Annotated in this window: 18 protein-coding genes, 1 tRNA gene and 1 pseudogene; 6 read left to right on the plus strand and 14 right to left on the minus strand. The window is 62.9% G+C overall.

The window, feature by feature from the left end; genetic code table 11:
* Positions 1 to 30: 30 nt before the first annotated feature.
* From J3A64_RS09940 to J3A64_RS09950, 3 genes are read left to right on the plus strand one after another with little or no spacing between them, the layout of a single operon-like run.
* Positions 31 to 819, plus strand: coding sequence for a carboxylesterase (locus J3A64_RS09940; RefSeq protein ID WP_210064219.1), 789 nt, complete (start codon positions 31 to 33; stop codon positions 817 to 819).
* Positions 816 to 1,619 carry a carboxylesterase gene (locus tag J3A64_RS09945; RefSeq protein WP_210064220.1) on the plus strand — a complete coding sequence of 268 codons (804 nt, stop codon included), beginning with the start codon at positions 816 to 818 and terminating at the stop codon, positions 1,617 to 1,619. Before J3A64_RS09940 ends, J3A64_RS09945 begins: the two co-directional genes overlap by 4 nt.
* On the plus strand, positions 1,606 to 2,160 hold the full coding sequence (locus J3A64_RS09950; protein WP_210064221.1) for a hypothetical protein: 555 nt from the start codon (positions 1,606 to 1,608) through the stop codon (positions 2,158 to 2,160). Before J3A64_RS09945 ends, J3A64_RS09950 begins: the two co-directional genes overlap by 14 nt.
* A 29-nt stretch (positions 2,161 to 2,189) precedes the next feature.
* Here J3A64_RS09950 and J3A64_RS09955 read toward each other — a convergent pair whose 3' ends face one another.
* On the minus strand, positions 2,190 to 3,248 hold the full coding sequence (locus J3A64_RS09955) for an ROK family protein (protein WP_011774395.1): 1,059 nt from the start codon (positions 3,246 to 3,248) through the stop codon (positions 2,190 to 2,192).
* 187 nt (positions 3,249 to 3,435) lie between these two features.
* Between J3A64_RS09955 and J3A64_RS09960 the strand changes: the two genes are divergently transcribed.
* On the plus strand, positions 3,436 to 5,247 hold the full coding sequence (locus tag J3A64_RS09960; RefSeq protein ID WP_210064222.1) for a long-chain fatty acid--CoA ligase: 1,812 nt from the start codon (positions 3,436 to 3,438) through the stop codon (positions 5,245 to 5,247).
* A 68-nt stretch (positions 5,248 to 5,315) separates the two neighbouring features.
* Here J3A64_RS09960 and J3A64_RS09965 read toward each other — a convergent pair whose 3' ends face one another.
* Entirely contained in the window at positions 5,316 to 8,711 is a 3,396-nt protein-coding gene (locus J3A64_RS09965) for a pyruvate carboxylase (RefSeq protein ID WP_014921352.1), read from the minus strand.
* A 303-nt stretch (positions 8,712 to 9,014) separates the two neighbouring features.
* Here J3A64_RS09965 and J3A64_RS09970 point away from each other — a divergent pair, with 303 nt between their 5' ends.
* Positions 9,015 to 9,824: a ParA family protein gene (locus J3A64_RS09970; protein WP_014921351.1), complete on the plus strand. Its 810-nt coding sequence runs from the start codon at positions 9,015 to 9,017 to the stop codon at positions 9,822 to 9,824.
* A gap of 123 nt (positions 9,825 to 9,947) precedes the next feature.
* On the opposite strand, the gene J3A64_RS09975 is transcribed toward J3A64_RS09970, so the two are convergent.
* From J3A64_RS09975 to J3A64_RS10005, 6 genes and pseudogenes are all read right to left on the minus strand, one after another.
* On the minus strand, positions 9,948 to 10,541 hold the full coding sequence (locus tag J3A64_RS09975) for a MerR family transcriptional regulator (protein WP_011774391.1): 594 nt from the start codon (positions 10,539 to 10,541) through the stop codon (positions 9,948 to 9,950).
* A gap of 235 nt (positions 10,542 to 10,776) precedes the next feature.
* Complete coding sequence (locus tag J3A64_RS09980; RefSeq protein WP_011774390.1) at positions 10,777 to 11,280, minus strand: bifunctional nuclease family protein; 504 nt, start codon at positions 11,278 to 11,280, stop codon at positions 10,777 to 10,779.
* Positions 11,280 to 11,996 (minus strand): MerR family transcriptional regulator, encoded by a 717-nt coding sequence (locus tag J3A64_RS09985; protein WP_011774389.1) that lies wholly within the window; start codon positions 11,994 to 11,996, stop codon positions 11,280 to 11,282. The genes J3A64_RS09980 and J3A64_RS09985 overlap by 1 nt, the downstream gene beginning before the upstream one ends.
* Before the next feature lie 20 nt (positions 11,997 to 12,016).
* On the minus strand, positions 12,017 to 12,493 hold the full coding sequence (locus tag J3A64_RS09990; RefSeq protein ID WP_011774388.1) for an FHA domain-containing protein: 477 nt from the start codon (positions 12,491 to 12,493) through the stop codon (positions 12,017 to 12,019).
* Positions 12,494 to 12,630: 137 nt separating this feature from the next.
* Positions 12,631 to 13,017 carry a glycine cleavage system protein GcvH gene (gene gcvH / locus J3A64_RS09995; protein WP_011774387.1) on the minus strand — a complete coding sequence of 129 codons (387 nt, stop codon included), beginning with the start codon at positions 13,015 to 13,017 and terminating at the stop codon, positions 12,631 to 12,633.
* A gap of 848 nt (positions 13,018 to 13,865) precedes the next feature.
* Positions 13,866 to 14,756, minus strand: a pseudogene (locus tag J3A64_RS10005) (MFS transporter); the annotation flags it as partial.
* Positions 14,757 to 14,923: 167 nt separating this feature from the next.
* Here J3A64_RS10005 and J3A64_RS10010 point away from each other — a divergent pair.
* Positions 14,924 to 15,370 carry a MarR family winged helix-turn-helix transcriptional regulator gene (locus J3A64_RS10010; RefSeq protein ID WP_014921349.1) on the plus strand — a complete coding sequence of 149 codons (447 nt, stop codon included), beginning with the start codon at positions 14,924 to 14,926 and terminating at the stop codon, positions 15,368 to 15,370.
* Between the two features lie 126 nt (positions 15,371 to 15,496).
* Here the strand turns inward: J3A64_RS10010 and J3A64_RS10015 are convergent.
* The 6 genes from J3A64_RS10015 to J3A64_RS10040 all read right to left on the minus strand — a co-directional run bounded on the left by J3A64_RS10015 (position 15,497) and on the right by J3A64_RS10040 (position 21,037).
* Positions 15,497 to 15,573: transfer RNA gene (locus tag J3A64_RS10015), tRNA-Pro, on the minus strand.
* Between the two features lie 141 nt (positions 15,574 to 15,714).
* A complete protein-coding gene (gene der / locus J3A64_RS10020; protein ID WP_014921348.1) occupies positions 15,715 to 17,265 on the minus strand; it encodes a ribosome biogenesis GTPase Der in 1,551 nt (516 codons plus the stop codon).
* Positions 17,266 to 17,275: 10 nt separating this feature from the next.
* Positions 17,276 to 17,971: a 1-acyl-sn-glycerol-3-phosphate acyltransferase gene (locus J3A64_RS10025; RefSeq protein ID WP_210066119.1), complete on the minus strand. Its 696-nt coding sequence runs from the start codon at positions 17,969 to 17,971 to the stop codon at positions 17,276 to 17,278.
* 28 nt (positions 17,972 to 17,999) lie between these two features.
* Complete coding sequence (gene cmk, locus J3A64_RS10030) at positions 18,000 to 18,713, minus strand: (d)CMP kinase (RefSeq protein ID WP_011774383.1); 714 nt, start codon at positions 18,711 to 18,713, stop codon at positions 18,000 to 18,002.
* Positions 18,713 to 19,819: a prephenate dehydrogenase gene (locus J3A64_RS10035; protein ID WP_014921345.1), complete on the minus strand. Its 1,107-nt coding sequence runs from the start codon at positions 19,817 to 19,819 to the stop codon at positions 18,713 to 18,715. Before J3A64_RS10035 ends, cmk begins: the two co-directional genes overlap by 1 nt.
* A gap of 3 nt (positions 19,820 to 19,822) precedes the next feature.
* A complete protein-coding gene (locus tag J3A64_RS10040) occupies positions 19,823 to 21,037 on the minus strand; it encodes a pseudouridine synthase (protein ID WP_210064223.1) in 1,215 nt (404 codons plus the stop codon).
* Positions 21,038 to 21,085: the final 48 nt, after the last annotated feature.

The following is a 21,085-nucleotide window of genomic DNA, read 5'->3' on the forward strand; positions in this document are numbered from 1 at the left end:
ATTTGTCAGGAACAGTGACACGATGGACGCATGACGGAACGCCTTATACCCGCCGCGCCGCTCGCATTCCACCATGCCGGACACGGAGCCAACGCATCCATAGGAGTGGCCATCTGCCACGGCTTCACCGGAAGCCCCCTCAGCGTCCTCCCCTGGGCCGAGTATCTCGCAAAGCAGGGCTTTGCGGTGTCCGTGCCCCTGCTCCCCGGACACGGCACCAGCTGGCAGGACCTCGCCACTACAAGGTGGCAGGACTGGTACCGGACTTTCGAGAGGAGCTACCTGGACCTGGCGGCGAACACTGAAACGTGTTTTGTGGCAGGCCTGTCCATGGGCGGAGCCGTGGCTCTGCGGGTGGCCTCCCGCCATGAAGTTCCCGGGCTGGTCTTGGTGAACCCGGGGCTGAGCTTCTATGACCGCCGCGTGAGGTATGTCGGAGCGCTGAAATACGTCATGCGCACCACCACCCCCATAGTGGAGGACACTCCCGCGCCGGTAACAACCGAGGACGGAGACTACTCCAAGACACCGCTGAAGTCTGTCCACGAACTCAAGAAACTCTTCCGCGCTGCTACCCGGGGCCTCCCGCACGTTGAGGCTCCGGCCCTGGTCTTCAAATCCTCGGTTGACGACGTCATCCCTCCGAGCTCTGTGGCCACTATCAGTAAGTCAATCGGCTCTTCCCGCCTGAAAGTAGTGGCGCTTCCGCACAGCGGGCACGTAGCCACCCTGGATGTGGATGCACCCACCATTTTTGAAGAATCAGCCGGCTTTTTCCGCCAGCATGCCGGGGACAGAGTAGCCTCAGAGTCATCATGAAAATGTTCCCCGACTTTTCGCCGTTCCACAGCAGCTGGACGGGTGCCGGGCCGCGCGTCGGTGTTGTCATGTCCCACGGGTTCACTGGTAGCCCGCACAGTGTCAGGCCGTGGGCCCAACACCTTGCCGAGGCAGGCTATGCCGTCAGGCTACCGCTGCTGCCCGGTCACGGCACCTCCTGGCAGGACATGGCCACCCGCTCGTGGAGGGAGTGGCACCGCGCGGTGGATGATGCTTACCTTGAGCTGGCTTCCGAGTGTGATTACGTTTTCTCTGCCGGCCTGTCCATGGGCGGAACCTTGGCGTTGCGGATAGCAGCCACGCGTCCTGTTGCCGGGACGGTGGTGGTTAACCCCGGGCTGGTCCTCGACGATCCCCGGGCCGTCATCGTCGCTGCCCTCAAGTATGTGGTGAGGACCACTCCGGCCATCGCCAACGACATCCTCAAGCCCGACCAGGATGAAGGTGCCTACGCCCGCACACCCGTTGCGGCAGCTCACCAACTCAAGAAGATGTACAAGGACACAGCGGCCATCCTGCCGCGCATCAGCTCACCGGTTCGGGTCTACAAGTCCACGGTGGACAACGTCATCTCGAACGCGAGCCTGGAGTTCCTCCGTTCCAGGGTCCAGGCACCGGTGGATGTCAGCTACCTCCACAACAGCCGCCACGTGGCCACCCTTGACAATGACGCGCCCGAGATTTTTTCCGGGACTGTCGACTTCATTCAAAAGACCGTAGCGGCCTTGGCCGGGCACGGGCTTTCTCCCGAAAAGGACACAGCCCATGAACAGGCCTGATCCCAATTCCGCTGATCAAAGCGCCAACAAGGACGACGACGCCGTGTGGCTGGATCTGGTGGCCAGGCTGGAGGCCACACAGTCGGCCACGGAAAGGGAACTGCATCAGGACGCCGACAAGGACCCGGACGGTGAAGCCGGACGTTTGCAGGCAGAGCCCGGCAGGACCTTCAAGGATTTCGATCCACTGGGGTTGTCCGCCCCGGCCCGGGAACCGGTTGGTGATGCGGCGGCAGTCCCTGCGGACGCCGAAGCCGCTGGCCGGCCTGTCGGTCCGCGTGACTTCGACGTCGAGGACGAGGACCACACGTTCGTCCCCGAAGAGCCACCAAGCCTGGCGGGAACTGAGCCGCTGATCATGCTCGCGTGGGTGGGCGCTGTCGGTGGACCACTCGCGCTCCTCTTCACCGCCATGTTTTGGCGGTCCGCGCCGTTGACGGCAATTCTGGGCATTGTGGCCGCTTTCGTCGCATCCGTGGTGTACCTCATCATGCGGCTTCCGCAGGAAAAGAATGAGGACGACGACGGCGCACGCATCTAGGTGCCGACGCCCCGTTTGGCAAGGAAAACTCAGCTGCGCGCCCGGCCGCTGACCCGTGAAAGGTCGGCGGCGCCGATCATGCCGGCTCGCGGGCCCAAGGCCGCGAGTTCTATCCTCGCCATGGGACGGAACCCCCTGCCCGTCAGGTTCTTGGCGAACGACTCCCGTGCTGGTGCGGCGAGCAACTCCCCCGCATCACACAGGCCCCCGCCGATCACGAACATTCCAGGGTCCAATGCCGCTGCGAGGTTGGCTAACCCCAGCCCCAACCAGTCACCTTGGTCGGCAAGGAGTTCACGGGAGGTGGCATCTCCCGCAAGCGCCAGCGAGGTCACGGCCGCCCCGGACAGGTTCTCCGCGGTCCCGCCTGCCTTCTCCAGCAAAGCGCGGCCAGCCGGGGAATTGGTCCGCACCAACTGCCGGGCTTCACGCCCCAGCGCATTGCCGGAGGCGTACTGCTCCCAGCACCCGCGGTTACCGCATTCGCAACGGTGTCCACCGGGAAAGATGATCTGGTGCCCGAACTCCCCGGCGACGCCAAAGCGTCCCCGCTCCACCCGGCCATCCATGACCATGGCGCCGCCTATGCCCGTGCCCAGTGTGATGCAGACCAGGCGGCTTTCACCCTGGCCAGCGCCAAAGCGCCACTCCGCCCAGGCCGCGGCATCGGCGTCATTGGTGAGCAGCACGGGACGCCTCAGTAACTTCTGCAGGCTCTCCCTCAGGGGCTCGTTACGCCAGGCAAGGTGTGGGCTGAACAGGACCGTGCCGCCGTCGAGGTCCATCCATCCTGCGGCACCAATCCCTACCGATGCGATGCGGTGTCCTGCGCTCAGCTCGTCCACGAGTTCCACGATGGTCTGCTCGACAGCCCTGGGGTCGGCACCGGGTGTGGACCTGCGGGCCTCGGCGAGGACCCGCCCGTCGGCATCCACCACACCGGCGGCCACTTTGGTGCCGCCGATGTCGATCCCTATTGCCAGGCCCCTGCGGCCCAAATGGCTGCGGCGGGCAGCCCACGGGACCTCCTTCCAGGCAGAGGCCGGTGGCTTGGTTCTGACCAGGGAACTGGACCGTAGTGCGGGCATCCCATCATCCTATTCCGCAGGGCGGAGCAGCACCCGCATCGGACGGCACGGATGGAGCCGAGTTGCTTGAAATGACGGTGGATCCGTAAAGTTACTCGCCAGTAGGTGAAATAGAACACACCTCCGCGAGCGGGCATACTAGAGTGGAAGCAGCCCCTCGTGGCCCGTGGATATCAAAGGAGCTACCGTGCGTGAAATCAGTGTTCCTCCCCTCGTCAACATCGCCCCGGAAACCAACATCACGGACCTCGTGATCCGAGAGGCAGAAAAAGCATCCAACCCTGCGCTTTTCTCCAAGCTGGACGGAAATGGGCAGTGGCAGGACATCCGTGCCAAGGACTTCCTCGAGGACGTGAGGGCCTTGGCGAAGGGCCTCATTGCCAGTGGTGTTGCCGCCGGCGACCGCGTGGGCATCATGTCCCGCACGCGGTACGAATGGTCCCTTGTGGACTTTGCCATCTGGTTTGCCGGAGCCGTCTCCGTCCCGATCTACGAAACGTCGTCGCCTTCCCAGGTGGCATGGAACCTGGGTGACTCAGGTGCTGTGGCCGCCTTCGGCGAAGCAGCGCACCACGAAGACGTGATTCGGCAGGCTGTCGCCGCAGAGGACATCACGTCAGTTGCCAACGTCTGGCAGCTTGAGGGCGCCGGACTGGACGCCCTGCGGGCAGCAGGCGCCGGTGTCCCCGACGACGAGCTCGAGTCCCGCCGTTCCTCGGCCGGCCTGAAGGATCTCGCCACAATCATCTACACCTCCGGCACCACGGGCAGGCCCAAAGGCTGCGAACTGACCCACGGCAACTTCGTGGAACTCTCCGAAAACGCCCGCGCATCCTTGCCTGAGATCATCAACGAGTCCGGCAAGACCATCATGTTCCTCCCCCTGGCGCACGTTTTCGCACGCTTCATTTCCGTGCTGGCCGTGGCCGGCGGCGTCAAGGTGGCACACACCCCGGATATCAAGCATCTGTTGGCCGACCTCCAGAGCTTCCAGCCGACGTTCATTCTGGCCGTACCCCGGGTCTTCGAGAAGGTGTACAACTCTGCACTGACCAAGGCTGAGGACGGCGGCAAGGGCGCCATTTTCCACCGGGCAGTGGACACTGCGATCGCCTACTCCAAGGCACGCGAGTCCGGTTCCCTGGGGCTTGGCCTCAAGCTCAAGCATGCCGTGTTCGACAAACTTGTCTACGGGAAGCTCCGTGCGGCCATGGGCGGCCATGTTGCCCATGCCGTCTCCGGAGGCGGTCCGTTGGGCGAACGCCTGGGCCACTTCTTCCAAGGCATTGGCCTGCAGATCCTGGAGGGCTATGGCCTGACAGAGACCACAGCGCCCATTACCGTGAACACCCCGTCCATGATCAGGATCGGCACGGTAGGCGCCCCCCTTCCGGGAAACTCAGTCAAGATTGCCGACGACGGAGAAATCCTCGCCAAGGGTGTCTGCGTCATGCGTGGCTACTACAAGCGGGAAGACCTCACAGACGAAACGTTCGTTGACGGATGGTTCCGCACGGGGGATATCGGCGAACTCGACAGCAACGGATTCCTCAAGATCACTGGCCGCAAGAAGGAAATCATCGTCACCGCAGGCGGAAAGAATGTGGTTCCTGCCCTGTTGGAGGACCAGATCCGCGCGGATGCGTTGGTTTCCCAGGTGCTGGTGGTGGGCGATAACCGTCCGTTTATCGGCGCCCTGGTCACGCTGGACGAAGAAGCGCTTCCGGGCTGGCTGGACCGCCACGGACTGCCCGCCAGCACAACGCTTGCCGAGGCCACGGACCATGCCGTGGTCAAGGCTGCAGTCCAGGAGCTCATCAGCAAGGCCAACCAGACCGTGTCCCAGGCGGAGGCCATCAAGTCCTTCAGGATTGTCCCTGCGGACTTTACTGAAGCCTCCGGTCATCTGACGCCATCCCTCAAGGTCAAGCGTGCACAAGTCATGAAGGACTTCGACGCAGTCATCGAGGAAATGTACGCCGCACCCCGCGCTTCGTAGCCACCAATAATCACAAAAAAGTACCCCGTCCGGATTCTTCCGGACGGGGTACTTCTTTATGTGGATGGCTAGCCGATCACCAGCAGCAAATCGCCGCCCTGGACCTGCTCTACCGAGGAAATGGCGAGGCGCGAAACCGTGCCCGCAACCGGCGTCGTGATGGAAGCTTCCATCTTCATCGCCTCAATGGTGGCAACGGTATCGCCGGCGTTGACGGTATCGCCCACCTTGACCGTGACGGTAACTGCGCCGGCAAACGGCGCGGCAACCTGGCCAGGCTGTGCCGGGTCTGCCTTCTCCGCTGCCTTGACGTTGCTGACCACCGAGCGATCACGGACAACCACGGGCCGGGACTGCCCGTTGAGCGTGCACATGACCGTGCGCATGCCCTTCTCGTCGGCTTCCGAGACAGCCTCAAGCTGGGCAATGAGGCGGACGCCCTTCTCCAACTCGATGACGTGCTCTGCGCCCTGCTGCAGGCCGTAGAGGTAGTCACGGGTGTCCAGCACGGAAATGTTGCCGTACGTATCAACGCTCTTCAGGTAGTCCTTGGTGGGTCCGGCGAACAGCAAACGGTTCAGCGTGTGCTGTCGTGTCTTGGAGTCACCCTTGAGCGCTGCGCTGTCCTCGGCGCTGATGTCGACGTCGCGCACCTTGACGCTGCGGCCCTGAAGGGCCTTAGTGCGGAACGGCTCGGGCCAGCCTCCGGGAGGATCTCCGAGTTCGCCGGAGAGGAAGCCGATGACGGAGTCCGGGATGTCATAGTTCTGCGGGTTCTCGTTGAAGTCCGCGGGATCAGCGTTAAGTCCCACCAGGTGCAAAGCGAGATCGCCCACCACCTTGGAGGACGGCGTGACCTTCACCAGGCGACCCAGGATGCGGTCAGCCGCGGTGTACATGTCCTCGATGGCCTCGAACTGCTCCCCGAGTCCCAAGGCGATGGCCTGCTGGCGAAGGTTCGACAACTGGCCGCCCGGGATTTCGTGCTGGTAGACGCGCCCTGTGGGGCCCGGCAGACCGGATTCGAAGGGAGCGTAGACACGCCGCACAGCTTCCCAGTAAGGCTCCAGTGCGCCAACGTTGGCCAAGCTAAGGCCGGTATCGCGGGGCGTGTTGGCCAAGGCTGCGACCAATGCAGACGCGGCAGGTTGGCTTGTGGTGCCGGCCAGGGACGCGGCTGCCACGTCAACGGCGTCCACCCCGGCGTCAACAGCCGCCAGCAAGGTGGCCAGCTGCCCACCCGCGGTGTCGTGCGTGTGCAGGTGCACGGGCAGGTCGAAGCGCTCGCGCAGGGCAGCCACCAGCTTCGCAGCAGCAGCCGGACGCAGGAGGCCAGCCATGTCCTTGATGGCAAGGATGTGGGCACCGGCGTCGACGATCTTCTGGGCCAGGTCCAAGTAGTAGTCGAGGGTGTACAGGTCCTCGTTCGGATCCAGGAGGTTGCCCGTGTAGCAGAGGGCCACTTCTGCGACGGCAGTCCCGGTTGCACGCACGGCCCGAATGGCGGGGGCCATCTGGTTGACGTCGTTGAGGGCGTCGAAAATACGGAAGATGTCGATGCCCGTAGCGGCGGCCTCGTTGACGAAGGCCTCCGTCACTTCTTCCGGGTATGGGGTGTATCCGACGGTGTTGCGTCCGCGGAGCAGCATCTGGATACAGGTATTCGGCAGGGCCTTGCGAAGGGCAGCCAGACGGTCCCACGGGTCCTCACCGAGGAAGCGGAGCGCGACGTCGTACGTTGCACCGCCCCAGGCCTCCACGGAAAGCAGCTCCGGCATCAGCGCCGTCACTGCCGGGCCTGCTGCTACGAGATCGCGGGTACGGACGCGCGTTGCCAGCAGTGACTGGTGGGCGTCGCGGAACGTGGTGTCAGTGACTGCCAGTGCCTGCTGCTCCCGCAGCGCCTTGGCGAAGCCCTCCGGCCCCAGTTCGATCAGCTTCTGGCGCGAACCCGAGGTGGGAACCGGGCCATCGATCGCGGGCAGCTTGCTGGCAGGGTCCGAATGAACTGTGAGTTCGCCGTTTGGCTTGTTCACGGTGACCTCGGCCAACCATGTGAGCAACTTGGTGCCGCGGTCTGCAGAGATGTGCGATTTCAGCAGTTCAGGGCGCTTGTCGATGAAGTCCGTGGCCACGTTGCCGGCATTGAAGTCCGGATCCGCAAGAACCGCCTGCAGGAAGGGGATGTTGGTGGACACGCCACGGATACGGAACTCAGCCAAACCACGACGTGCGCGGGCTACGGCTGCAGGGTAGTCACGGCCACGGCAGGTCAGCTTCACCAGCATGGAGTCGAAGTGCGGGCTGATCTCGGCACCCGAGTAGACCGTACCGCCGTCGAGCCTGACACCGGCGCCGCCGGCAGAACGGTAGCCGGTGATCTTTCCAACGTCAGGGCGGAAGCCGTTGGAGGGGTCCTCGGTGGTGATACGGCACTGCAGCGCAGCACCCTTAATGAACACCGAGTCCTGGCTCAGCCCCAAGTCCGCGAGGGTTTCCCCTGAAGCGATGCGCATCTGTGCCTGCACGAGGTCGACATCGGTGATTTCCTCCGTGACGGTGTGCTCGACCTGGATGCGGGGGTTCATTTCGATGAAGACGTGCTGTCCGGCCCGCTCCCCTTCCGTGTCCACCAGGAACTCCACGGTTCCGGCGTTGACATAGTTCAAGGCCTTGGCGAACGCAACGGCATCGCGGTAAAGAGCCTGGCGGATGTTCTCATCCAGGTTCGGCGCGGGAGCGATCTCCACCACTTTCTGGTGGCGGCGCTGCAGTGAACAGTCACGCTCGAAGAGATGCATGACGTTCCCTTCGGCGTCCGCCAGGATCTGCACTTCGATGTGACGGGGACGCAGCACTGCCTGCTCAAGGAACATGGTGGGATCGCCGAAGGCAGCATCAGCTTCGCGCATGGCGGACTGCAACGCCTCGGGGAGGGCTTCGCGCGTCTCCACGCGCCGCATACCGCGACCGCCACCGCCGGCGACGGCCTTGGCGAAGATCGGGAAGCCGATCTCGTCGGCTGCTGCGATGAGCTCGTCAAGATCCTTGGAAGGCTTGCTCGACTTCAGGACAGGAACGCCGGCCTTGCGGGCAGCTTCCAAGGCGGCAACCTTGTTTCCTGCCAGCTCCAGGACCTCAGCGGGCGGTCCCACAAAGGTAATGCCTGCTGCCTTGGCTGCACGGGCCAGGTCCGGGTTCTCGGAGAGGAAGCCATAGCCGGGGTAGATGGCGTCAGCGCCGGCTTCTTTGGCGACGCGGACAACCTCCTCTACGTCCAGGTAGGCGCGGACGGGATGGCCCACCTCGCCGATCAGGTAAGCTTCGTCGGCCTTCTGCCGGTGGATCGAGTTACGGTCCTCATGCGGAAAGACGGCTACGGTCTTGGCGCCCAGTTCATAACCAGCGCGAAACGCCCTGATCGCGATTTCGCCGCGATTGGCCACCAGAATTTTCGAAAACATACTTCTCCTGCATCATTGCGGGTGGATCGGTCGGTGGTCACAGTGTGTAGTGCCGCCAGCATCAAACACAAATCTTTGTGGCAACCATCACAAAGGAATCGTCATCTGCACTGTATATACGTGCGCGCGATCCGACGGCATGCTATTGCCCGGGGCTTATCCTCAGCGGTCGGGCGCGTAGAAAGCGGGAATCGACCGCGATGCACCATATGATGTTGAGGGGGCTTCGGCAAGCCCCGGCTCCGGCGCTTCCGGAGCGAATCAGCGCGATACGGCAACCGGCGTTAGGTTTTGGGTTTTCAAGTGCAAGTAGTCAGCATCAGCAGCCTCAAGGGTGGAGTGGGAAAGACGTCCGTGACCACCGGTCTGGCGTCCGCGGCCCTCGCAGCCGGTATTTCCACGTTGGTAGTGGACCTCGATCCTCACGCCGACGCCACCACGGCACTCGGCGTTCAGCCAGGCGGGAAACTCGACATCGGCCGGATGCTGAAAAGCCCCCGGAAAGCCAACCTGGCGGGCAATGTGGCCGGCAGCAGCTGGGTTTCCAACGGCTCAAGCAACGGCACCCTGGACGTCGCGGTGGGTTCGGCCTTCACCGGAATCTATGACCGCCCGGATTTGGGCCGGCGTGACCTTCGCCGGCTTTCAGCCGTATTGTCAGGCACCACTAACTACGAGCTCGTCCTGGTGGACTGCCCACCGTCCTTGAACGGACTAACGCGCATGGCGTGGAGCGCAAGCGACCGCGTTGTCCTCGTAGCCGAGCCCGGCCTCTTCTCCGTAGCCGGCACTGAACGCACCATGCGGGCCATCCAGCTGTTTCGGCAGGAGTTCGCCCCTAACCTGGCTCCGGCAGGGATCGTGGCCAACCGGGTACGCACCGGGTCTGCGGAGCACACCTTCCGTTTGGCTGAAATGGAGTCCATGTTCGGCGAACTACTGCTCACACCGCACATTCCGGAGCAGGCCAACTGGCAGCAGATCCAAGGTGCAGCGCACTCGGTCCACCACTGGCCCGGAGACTCGGCCAAGAACGCAGCCAAACTCTTTGATGCCCTGCTCGAGAGCCTCTTGGCTGGACAGTCCTCGTTGCGGGACCGCCGCCAGCGCTGAAAGACTCAACAACCGGGAGCCTCAACAGCCTGCGCGTAAGCACGGATAGAAGAAGAGGAAAGGCTTCGACCCCTTGGAGGGTCGAAGCCTTTCCTCTTTGGTTCAGATTCCGTGGTGCGGCGTTTAGCCGATGCGGCGCGCAACGCGCCGTTTGCTCAGTTCGTCGTCGGGAAAGGACTGCTCCGCGGCATGCTCGCTCGGAAGCGCGGCCAGGCTCCCCTCCACTTCCCGCCATACGCGTCCGACAGCGATGCCGAAGACGCCTTGTCCGCCTTGAACGAGGTCGATGACCTCGTCCGCGGATGTACATTCGTAGACACTGGCGCCATCGCTCATCAGCGTGATCTGTGCCAGGTCTTCGACGCCCCGCTCGCGTAGATGTTCCACGGCCGTGCGGATCTGCTGGAGGGATACGCCGGTATCAAGGAGCCGCTTGACGACTTTCAGAACCAGGATGTCACGGAAGCCGTAGAGACGCTGGGAGCCGGAGCCGGCAGCGCCACGGACAGCAGGCTCAACCAAGCCTGTACGTGCCCAGTAGTCGAGCTGGCGATAGGTGATGCCCGCAGCCTTGCATGCGGTGGGACCGCGGTAGCCCGCGTCCTCGTCCAGCACAGGAAGGTCCTCCGTGAAGAGCAAACCTTGGGCGCCGGATGCGGGCGCAGCAATGCCGGCAGAGGACTGCTTCAGCTCGCCTGCTTCGCCTTTCGGACTCACGTGACCTCCTTGTTCTCAGTTCCCTTGGGGACGGTGCATACCCTGATACAACGGCGAAATGCAGCAGTGTAATTCCCGCAAGTCCGCACCTTCCAGTGTGACTTGCGCAGGCAGTGTATGCAACGGGAACTTGATAACTTCGACGTTAGGCCCGTGAGGCTCCGAGGTCAAAGACCTTGGCCCCAAAATACAGCCGTGTCGAAAGTTTCACCCTCAACTTTAGGCTTAGGGTGCCTCAGCCTTCGAAATCTTCCGGTTCAACGTCGTCCAGGAACTCACGGAACCGGCGCATCTCGCGCTCTTCGTCCACGGCGGGATCCGGCTCCGAGTCTTCGCCTTCATCATGCTCGGTAATGCGAACGCCGGCCTCCTCCATGACAGCATCGGCACACCAGATGCGGCACTTGGCGCGCAATGCCAGCGCCAACGCGTCCGAGGCGCGCGAACTTACTACCGTGCCGTCGTCCAACTGCAGCTGCCCGTAAAAGATGTTGTCCTCCACAGCGACGATATTCACGCTGATGATGGAATGGCCCAGGGATTCAACAACATCCACCAGGAGGTCGTGCGTCATGGGCCGGGGCGGGACAACGCCCTGCTGTGCCAAGGCGATGGCGCTGGCTTCAGGAGTGCCGATCCAGATCGGAACATGCCGCTCGCCGTTGATCTCCCGAAGGAGTACCAGCGGTTGATTGGACGGCAGTTCAATCCGGACACCGACGATTTCAACTTCGATCATCAGCTGTCCATCCGGGAGATACGGTCGTGCACCAAGGCCCTGTGCAGGGTGAGGCAGAGGTCGCTGATCTCACGGGCAGCTTCCGCGGCCCGCGCCTGCGACGCTGCATCCCGACGCGATGTCAACGGCGCAACGGCCCTCTCCACCAGGCCGAACTCCCGCTCAGCTGCAGCTTGGAACGGGCGAAGATGCCGGGGCTCAAGGCCGTGGCCTTCCAACTGAACACAGGCCCGCGCCACCTGGAGGGCGTGTTCGTCGAACTTGCCGCCCACGTGGCTGATCAGCCCGAAACTCAGCAGTGATTCGAGCAAAGGAACGCTGGCACCCGATTCGGCACGAAGCTGGTCTTCGGTGAGTGCGCGGGCACGCCCTTGCACCTCTGCTGCCATTTCCGCCGAGACCACCCTGGGTGACACCGTGACACCCGGAGGGAGATTTTCAGGCCTCTCACCGCGGTCGATGGCATCCAGATAGTCCTTGATGACCTTCAGCGGCAGGTACTGATCGCGCTGGAGCGCAAGGACAAAACGGAGCCGCTCGACATCACCGTCTGCGTACTGCCTGTAGCCGGCAGGAGTCCTCTTGGGGTTGATGAGTCCTTTTTCCTCAAGGAAACGGATCTTGGACGCCGTCATACCTGGGAAGTCGTCGCTCAGCTGGGCAAGGACCTCCCCGATATTCAGGACCTGCGGTCCGCGACGGTCCTGCTGGGCCATAGCCACAGGCAGATACCCCGTCAGACTTGGCCTGCTGCGCGAACAGGGCTCAGGTAGTAGGTCAACCGGAACTTGCCGATCTGTACCTCGTTGCCGCTCTTCAGCTGCACGCGGTCGACGCGGTCGTGGTTGACGTACGTTCCGTTGAGGCTCCCCATGTCCACCAGCTCGAAGCCCGAGGCAGTCCGGATGAACTGAACATGCTTGCGGGACACTGTGACGTCATCCAGGAAGATGTCGGCATCCGGGTGCCGCCCAGCTGTTGTGGTGTCCGCGTCCAGCAGGAAACGAGCTCCGGCGTTGGGACCGCTGTGCGCAATGAGCAACGCTGAGTTCGGCGGAAGGGCGTCTACGGATGCACGTTCTTCAGGAGCCAACTTGGGAGCAATGCTCGGCTCGTCCCACGTTGGCGTGATGCTGATCGAGGTGGTCTCCGACGTCGGCTGTTCCTCCGCGCCGTTCCCGACATTGGCTTGATTCTGTTCGCCGCCAACCATGGAATTTCCTCCTCATCCGCCGGCAGTTCCAAAACCTGCCGGCCACTTCCGCCTCCCGGTACCGCCGGGCAAATCGGTTGCTGGCCCGCCGTCCCGCTTTCCGGTTTAAGGAAAGCAGCCTGACGGGCCAGATAACTTTAGCCTACCTGTTGTTCGTACTCCGATGCACTGAGCAGGGAATCCACTGCATCAGCTTCTGCAAGCTTTACTTCAATGAGCCATCCCTCGCCGTACGGGTCGGAGTTAATCAAAGCCGGATCAGTGTCCAGGGCGTCATTTCGATTGGTGACTTCACCGGTCACCGGAGCGTAGATGTCACTGACGCTTTTGGTGGACTCCACTTCGCCGACAACCTCGTTGCCCGTGATTTTTGTGCCAGGCTCGGGCATCTGGGCGTAGACGACGTCGCCCAAGGCGTCCTGGGCGAAGTCGGTGATGCCAATGCGCACTACGCCGTCGGCATCTGGAGCGGTCACCCATTCGTGTTCTGCGGTGTAGGAAAGTTCTTCCGGAATATTGCTCACTGGTGGCCTTTCATCGGGACATTTACGAACCTCGACGGCGGCCTGTGCTGATGGCCACCGCTGAAAGTATAGGCACATTTCCCCTGCACCTGATGGGGTCTCTGCCATGATTGACCCATGACCGAACAAGTACAAGTACCAGCTCAGAAAAAGCGCAATTGGGGCGTAAAAATAATCCTGATCCTGGTGGCAGTACTTGTCGCTGTGGCCGCATACTTCATTCTCGGGGCCATCCTCCCCCGCTGGTGGTCCGATGTCATCGCCGGACAGATCCGGCGCGACCTTGGAGCCAGCGTCCTGGTGGGTATGTTTTACGGCTTCGTCTTCACGTTCGTTCCGCTCCTCGTAGCGTGGCAAGCCACCCGCAAAGCAGTGTCCTGGCCCTGGAAAATTGTTATCGTCCTGGTGGCCGTCGCCATCGCCGTGCCCAACCTGCTCACGGCCGGGATCGCCTTCGGCAGCACGGAGTCAGCCCACGCAGGCCAGCGGACCTTGAGCGTGGATGCGGGATTCTTCACCACGTGGACGGCTATTTCCGCTGTCGCCGCCGTGGTGGTCTTCATTGCGGTCACTATTCTCTGGGCCCTGTGGCGACGCAGGGGCAAGCAAATGAAAGTGCTCAGGCAAGCAGAGAACCAACGCGTCAGAGCTGCCAAGAGCGCCGAAGCGGCAAAGCAGGACACTGCACCCAACGCATAAGGAGCGAAGAAGCCCGCCACGGAAAATCCGTGGCGGGCTTCTTCGATTTTGTAGACCGGCTTGTAGCCCGGCCTCAGGCGACGGTCGCCTCGCGCGGTTCGCGTTCGACGTCGGGAGTTACAGCAGGTGCCGCCACTCCCCCACGTTTGGCCGCTGCGGCCGCCGGATGCCAGCGTTGGTGCTGTGGAGGCAAAGTGCATCACGCGCATCTGAAGTCTCGGAACGGTGGCAAAGCCGAAGCCGCCCATGAGCGCCAGTGACACCAGGGTGGCGATGCTGGTCGAAGCTGTGAGGGCGAAGAAGATCAGCACCGCCACCAGCCCGGCAAGGATGACGATGAGTGACTTGTCCAGGGCTTTGTCGGCGGCTTTTCCCCCGAGGAAGTTGCCACCGAACATGCCGCCAAACCCCAGGATGGTCACGATGATGGAGAGCCAGACTTGACCGGATGTGAAGGCTCCCAGCTCGCTGCGAAGGCCCTTGGCGGCTTCAGTGGCGGCTTTGGGAACCATCAGGGCAATACCCAACAGCGCTACAACTCCGAGGGCAGTGATCGCCCAGAAGGTTGACCGCCAGCCGAAATGCTGGCCCAGCAGCGTTCCGAAGGGAACGCCCAGAACGTTGGCCGCGGTGAGTCCGGTGAACATGATGGCGATGGCCCCGGCATTCTTGTGGGCAGGCACAAGGCGCGCTGCCACCACGGAACCGATACCGAAGAACGCGCCGTGGCAGAGCGCTGCAATGATCCGGCCGATCATCATGGCCATGTAACTGTCAGCAACCGCAGACAAGAAGTTGCCGGCGATGAACAGGACGAGCAGACCAATGAGGACGGGTTTGCGCGGCAGCCTGGTGACTGCTGCCGTCACCAGGAGTGCGCCGACGGTAACGCTGAGGGCATAGCCGGAGATAAACCAGCCGGCCGAAGCCTCGCTGACCTGGAAGTCGGCGGCAACTTCCGGCAAGAGGCACATGATCACGAATTCGGTCAGTCCGATGCCGAATCCGCCGAGAGCAAGGGCAATCAACCCTGCGGGCATGTGGAGCTCCTTCAATGGGCGGTTCCGACTGGAAGTGCGTCGTCGGGAACCGTAGAATAATAGTTGCAGACGCTCTATATATAGTTGCCCACGCTAGATACTTGCGCGAGAAGCTACTTTGCAGTGCGTCGCGTTTCACACGACATCAAGGCAGGAGCACAGCAGACATGGGCATCAAGGATGACGCCGTAGAAGTACGGGCACAGGGTTGGCGAACCCTTGCCGCCCTGCACGGAAGCATCGAGGCGGAGCTGGAGAAGGCACTCCAGGCCTCGAGTGACCTGTCGGTAGTGGAGTACACGGTGCTGGATGCGCTGAGCCGACAGGATGGCTGGCACATGCGGATGCAGCAGCTGGCCCGCGCCACGGCGCTATCCAGCAGTGCCACCACTCGCTTGGTCAATCGCCTCGAGGATCGGGGTTTGCTCACGCGGATCCTGTGCGCCGACGACCGCCGAGGCATTTACACCGAGCTGACACTGGCCGGCCAAAAGCTTCTCGAGGCGGCAACGCCGGTCCACGACGAGACTCTGGCCTCCGCCCTTGAGGCCGCGGAGTCGGTGCCTGAGCTTGAACCGCTGGTGAGAGCACTCGGCGCGCTGCAGAAAATCTAACCAGTTCCCGGTCTTGTACGTATCCCCCGGGCTTCGACGGCGGGCACAGCGAACGAGACCGGGAGCTGGTCGGGCGTTAACGACCAAAGGCCGGAATCCCGTGTTTCCACGTGATTCCGGCCTTTATGGTCGGGCTGACAGGATTTGAACCTGCGACCCCTTGACCCCCAGTCAAGTGCGCTACCAAGCTGCGCTACAGCCCGCTGGTTCCACCGTTCTCCGCCTAAGTTTTCCTCCGAGGAGTCCCACCTAAGCAGTCCGGCCGAACCACCTCCAAAAGCTTACACGAAGTTGGAGGTCGGAGACGCCATCACAGCCAAAGTGGGCTGTGATGCCCGTCTCACTTAGCGCTTCTTGCCACGCTTCTCACGTACGCGCATGTTGACCTCGATGGGCGTGCCCTCAAAGCCGAACGTTTCGCGGAGGCGACGCGTGATGAAGCGACGGTATCCGGGATCCAGGAAGCCGGTGGTGAACAGCACGAACTTCGGCGGGCGGCTGGATGCCTGCGTGCCGAACAGGATGCGCGGCTGCTTTCCGCCACGGACCGGGTGCGGGTGCGCTGCCACGAGTTCGCCCAGGAACGCGTTGAGGCGTCCTGTGGGGATGCGACGGTCCCAGCTCTCCAGCGCGATGTCCAGGGCGGGGACCAGGCGGTCTTTGTGCCAGCCGGTCTTTGCCGAGATGTTCACGCGCGGAGCCCACTCCACGTGGGCAAGGTCCTGCTCGATTTCACGCTCCAGGTAACGGCGGCGTTCGTCGTCCAGCAGGTCCCACTTATTGAACGCGAGCACCAGCGCACGGCCGGACTCAATGGCCAGCTGCAGGATGCGGACATCCTGCTCGCTGAGGACCTCGTCCACGGCAAGAAGAACGACGGCGACCTCCGCCTTTTCGAGCGCGGCCTGCGTACGCAGCGACGCGTAGAAGTCGGCACCCTGTGCCATGTGCTGGCGGCGGCGGATACCTGCGGTATCCACGAAGCGCCACGTGCGGTCGCCAAGTTCGATGAACTCGTCAACCGGGTCACGCGTGGTGCCGGCCAGCGGATCCACCACAACTCGCTCGGAGCCGGCGAGCTTGTTCAGCAACGAGGACTTACCCACATTCGGGCGACCGATCAGGGCGATACGGCGCGGGCCGCCTGAACGCTCCACACCGTCCACCAAGGAGTACTCGGGCAGGGTGTCCATGACGTGGTCCAAGAGGTCCGCGACGCCGCGACCGTGGAGGGCAGAAACCGGGTACGGTTCGCCGAAGCCCAGGCCCCAAAGGGTTGCGGAATCGGCCTCCTGGGCGAAGTCATCCACCTTGTTGGCCACCATGATGACCGGCTTCTTGCTCTTGCGGAGCATTTTCATGACGCCCTCGTCAGTGGCGGTCGCGCCGACGGCGGAGTCCACTACAAAGAGAACGGCGTCAGCAAGCTCAACGGCCATCTCAGCCTGCTCGGCAACCCGTGCGTGAATGCCCTTGGCGTCGTGCTCCCAACCACCGGTGTCCACCAGGGTGAAGTTGCGGCCATTCCACCGGGCCGAGTACATGACGCGGTCGCGGGTAACACCAGGGGTGTCCTCCACTACGGCTTCACGGCGGCCCAAGATGCGGTTCACCAACGTGGACTTGCCCACATTGGGGCGGCCGATGATGGCCAGAACCGGATCCAGCTTCAGGGGACCTTCGTCGCCTTCGTCGCCGTACTCGCCACTAAGCAGCGCGGCATCTTCTTCGTCGAGATCGTAATCGTCCAGGCCGGCCCGGAGGGTGGCCGCGCGGAGCTCGGCCTCGTCATCGTCCAGGGCCGCCAGGTTTTCCGCCACCTGGTCGGTGCCGGTGGGCGTGTATTCGTCGTCGCCGGCTCCGTGGAGGCCGGATTTTTGAGTCGTATCGCTCATTGCACTTTCCTTAGTGGTGGTCTGCCGGCGTCCCGGCTACTGCTGAATGGCGGTGCTGCGAAGTGGTTTCTCCGGGCGCAGGTTCCAGGGGAAGGCCCTGGCCTGTGGCCCGGATGGCGTCCTGAACGTGTTCGGCCAGGGCATCACGGATCTCCGCAGCCGCCCTGTCCATTGAAACACGCCCGGGTTCGCCCCTCCGGCGCTTCACCGTGATGGGTTCACCGAAGCTGACATGGAGCTTGCGGCGGGGTTTGGGGATATGGTCGCGATGCTCATCACCTTGGCGGGTTCCGAGGATGGCCACCGGGATCACTGTGGCTCCCGAGTTAAGGGCCAGCCAGGCAACTCCGTTGCTGATGTTTTCGGCCGAGCCGCTCCCCCGGGTTCCCTCAGGGAGGATCCCTACACAGCGACCGGCGTCGAGCAGTTTCTTGCCGATATGCAGGGCGGTGCGGTCACCGGCGCGATCCACCGGAATCTGTCCGGATCCCCTCAGGACGGCGCCCAACAAACCTTTGAACATCTCTTTCTTGACCAGGATATGCATAGGGCGCGGCGACGCGCCGAACATCACAGGCCCGTCCAGGAAGCTGATGTGGTTCGCCGCAAAAATCACCGGTCCGGCAGCGGGCACGTTGCTCTTGCCCACCACGACGGTCCGATAGAGCACGTGATCCAGGAACCAACCAACCGGCCGGCTCCACATCCTGCTCTGTGCGGAGGGGAGCTGATACTCAGTCACCATAGATAACCTTGCTCACGATCGCCAAGGCTGTCTCGACAGTTTCCTCAAAGTTCAGATCAGAGGAATCAAGCGTCACCACGCCGTCCGCCGCTTGGGTGAAGTTCACAACGGTGGAGTCCTTGGCGTCACGCTGGATCACCTGGGTGTTGAGCTGTTCTTTTGTCTGCGTGCCGCCCAGCTGGATCCCGCGACGCCGCAGCCTGGCTTCCTCGCTGGCGGTCAGCAGCATGCGAACCTCGGCGTTGGGTACGACGACGGTGGTGATGTCGCGTCCTTCCACCACCATGCGGCGGTGGTGCTGATCGATCAGCTCGCGCTGGCGGCGGATCAGCTCAGTGCGGGCACCGAGCGTCGTGGCGACAGCACTGACGGACGAAGAGATCAAAGGATCCCGGATTTCGTCCGTGATGTCCGTGCCGTCAACCGCCACGTACTCGGTGGCAGTACTGGTGCTGATTTCCAGCGGCATGATTTTGGAAGCCTGTTCCACCGCTGCGCCATCCTGAAGGTCAACGCCGGTCTTAAGGCAGTACCACGTCAGCGCCCGGTACATGGCACCGGTATCGAGGTACGCCAATTTCAAGCGCCGGGCAACTTCCTTGCTGACGCTGGATTTACCGGATCCCGATGGTCCGTCGATCGCGATCACGAGCGGCTTGCCGGGACGGGCAACTGTCTCCGGGCCAAAAAATTCACGCGTCATTACTGGAGTACCCGCCATCCACGGTCAGTCAAAGCTTCAACAAGGAGGTCATGCTTGCTCGGAAGCACGGAAAGCTCCACCATGCCCACGTTTTGTCCCGACGAATGGTCGAGCCGAAGGTCTTCAAGGTTCACGCCGATCTCGCCGATCTCCGTGAGGAGGTGCGCGATCTGGCCAGGCTTATCGTCCACCAGGATGGTCAGCCATGAGTACGCCTGAGGAGGCCCACCGTGCTTTCCGGGGATCCGTGCCTGGCCTGCGTTACCCTCACTGATCAGTTGCGCAAGGTCCAGCCGGGCCCCCGGAGCAAGAGGAGCTTCCAAGGTACCGATCAAACGGTTCAGGTCCTCGCGCACACCATGCAGGATGGAAACCAACTTCTCGGCATTGCCACCCAGGATCTGGACCCAGAGGGTGGGATCGCTGGCTGCGATACGGGTGGTGTCCCGAAGCCCGTTTCCTGCCAAGGAGAGGGCATGCAGCGGCGTGCCTTGCAGACGGCTCGCCAGAAGCGACGACATGATCTGTGGCAAATGGGACACCAAGGCCACGGCCTCATCGTGCTCGTCCGCGGTGAAGCGGGAAACAATCGCTCCCAGATCCCCCGCAAGCGAACCCGCAGCATGAAGTGCCGCATCCGAAGTTTCTTCAGAGGGGCACAGAACCCAGGGCATGGAGGTGAAAAGCTCTCCCCTGGCCGCAACCGGGCCGGATTTCTCCCTGCCTGCCATGGGATGCGTACCCACATAGCGGGTCAGGTCCACGCCACGTTCCCGCAGCTGCGCCTGGATGGCTGCCTTGACGCTGGCAATATCAACCACGACGGCGGACGGGTAGTCCTCCAGTGCCTTCTGCACGACGTCGGCGGTTACGTCCGGCGGGGCCGCGACAACTACCAGCTGGGGTTCTTCATCCAACTCGCCTAACGGCCGTCCCGCACCAATATCCACCGCGACCGCCTGGTTGGTGGGCGAAGGATCGAAAAGGAAAACAGGGACACCCCGTCCGCGCAAGCCGAGGCCAATACTGGCCCCAAGCAAGCCTGTGCCGAGAACGACGACCGGGCCATCGAGATGGCCCCGGCCGTGCGTACCGAATGCCGACATGCCTTAGAGCCCCACAGATGCCAGGAGGTGTCCGACTTCCTGCCTGCCGAGGTTGCGGATGCTGCCCTGGCGCTGGTCGCCCAAGCCAATGGGTCCTACCTTGACGCGGACAAGACGCTCCACCGGGAACCCGACGGCGTCGAACATGCGGCGCACAATGCGGTTCTTGCCCGAGTGCAGGACGACCTCGATCAGGACGTGGCCCGGGGTGGAATCAACCAAGCGGAAGGAGTCAACTGCAGCTACGCCGTCTTCGAGCTCGACGCCGTTCTTCAGCTTTGCGCCCACCCCTTGCGGGAACGGGCCACGCACCTGGACCAGGTACGTCTTGGGTACCTCATAGGAAGGGTGCGTCAGGCGGTTGGCGAGTTCGCCGTCGTTCGTCAGCAGCAGCAGTCCCTCAGTGGCGACATCGAGACGGCCGACGTGGAACAGGCGCTCACCCTTGTTCTTGTTGTTCTTGAGGAAGTCGCTGATGCAGGGGCGGCCTTCGGGGTCCTCCATGGTGGAAACGACGCCCTTGGGCTTGTTGAAGACCATGTACACGAGCGTTTCGTCGAGCTGGATGCGGATGCCATCAACGTGGATCACTGCGGACGTAGGGTCCACGCGCATACCAAGTTCGGTGGTCACCACACCGTCAACCTCAACGCGTCCTTCGAGGATCATTTCCTCACACACGCGACGCGAAGCCACGCCAGCCTGTGCCATGACCTTTTGCAGGCGCACGCCGTCAACATCGTGAAGGTCGGACTGGGGGACTTCCTGGCGGGGGCCCCGGTTGCGGCCCGGCTTCCGGATGGGGCCCAGGTTCTGGCCGAAGCGTTCGCTGCCGAAGGCCTTCGATCCGTACTGCCTTGCCGGCTTCGCCTTGGGCTTGATGGCGCCCGGCGTGCCGGGTGCCTTGCCAAAGCCAGGCTTGTTGGAGCCGGGCTTGCGGAAGGGCTTCGCGGGCCTGGCTGCCTGGCCGCGGTCGTAATCGCCCGCTGTCGTGGGGTTGTCAGGATCGAAGGGTGCCGCTTCGCGCGGCTTCGAAGCCTTGAAGGGGCGGCCTTCGCCCTGGGTGAAGTTGCGCTTTCCAGCGCCGGCGCTGCCGCCGCGGCCGGAGAAGCCGCCGGCGTTGGAGCGGCCCGTGCCGCTGCCCTTGGCCTCATTGCGTCCGGTGCTGTTGCGCCCCGAACCGTTACGTGGTGAACTCTGGCGTCCCGCCTGTGTCATGACCCGTCCTTGTGTAGTAATGGCCGGCAGTTGGTGTTGAAATCAACA

The organism is Pseudarthrobacter sp. PvP004, from assembly GCF_017876035.1.
GTDB lineage: Bacteria > Actinomycetota > Actinomycetes > Actinomycetales > Micrococcaceae > Arthrobacter > Arthrobacter aurescens_A.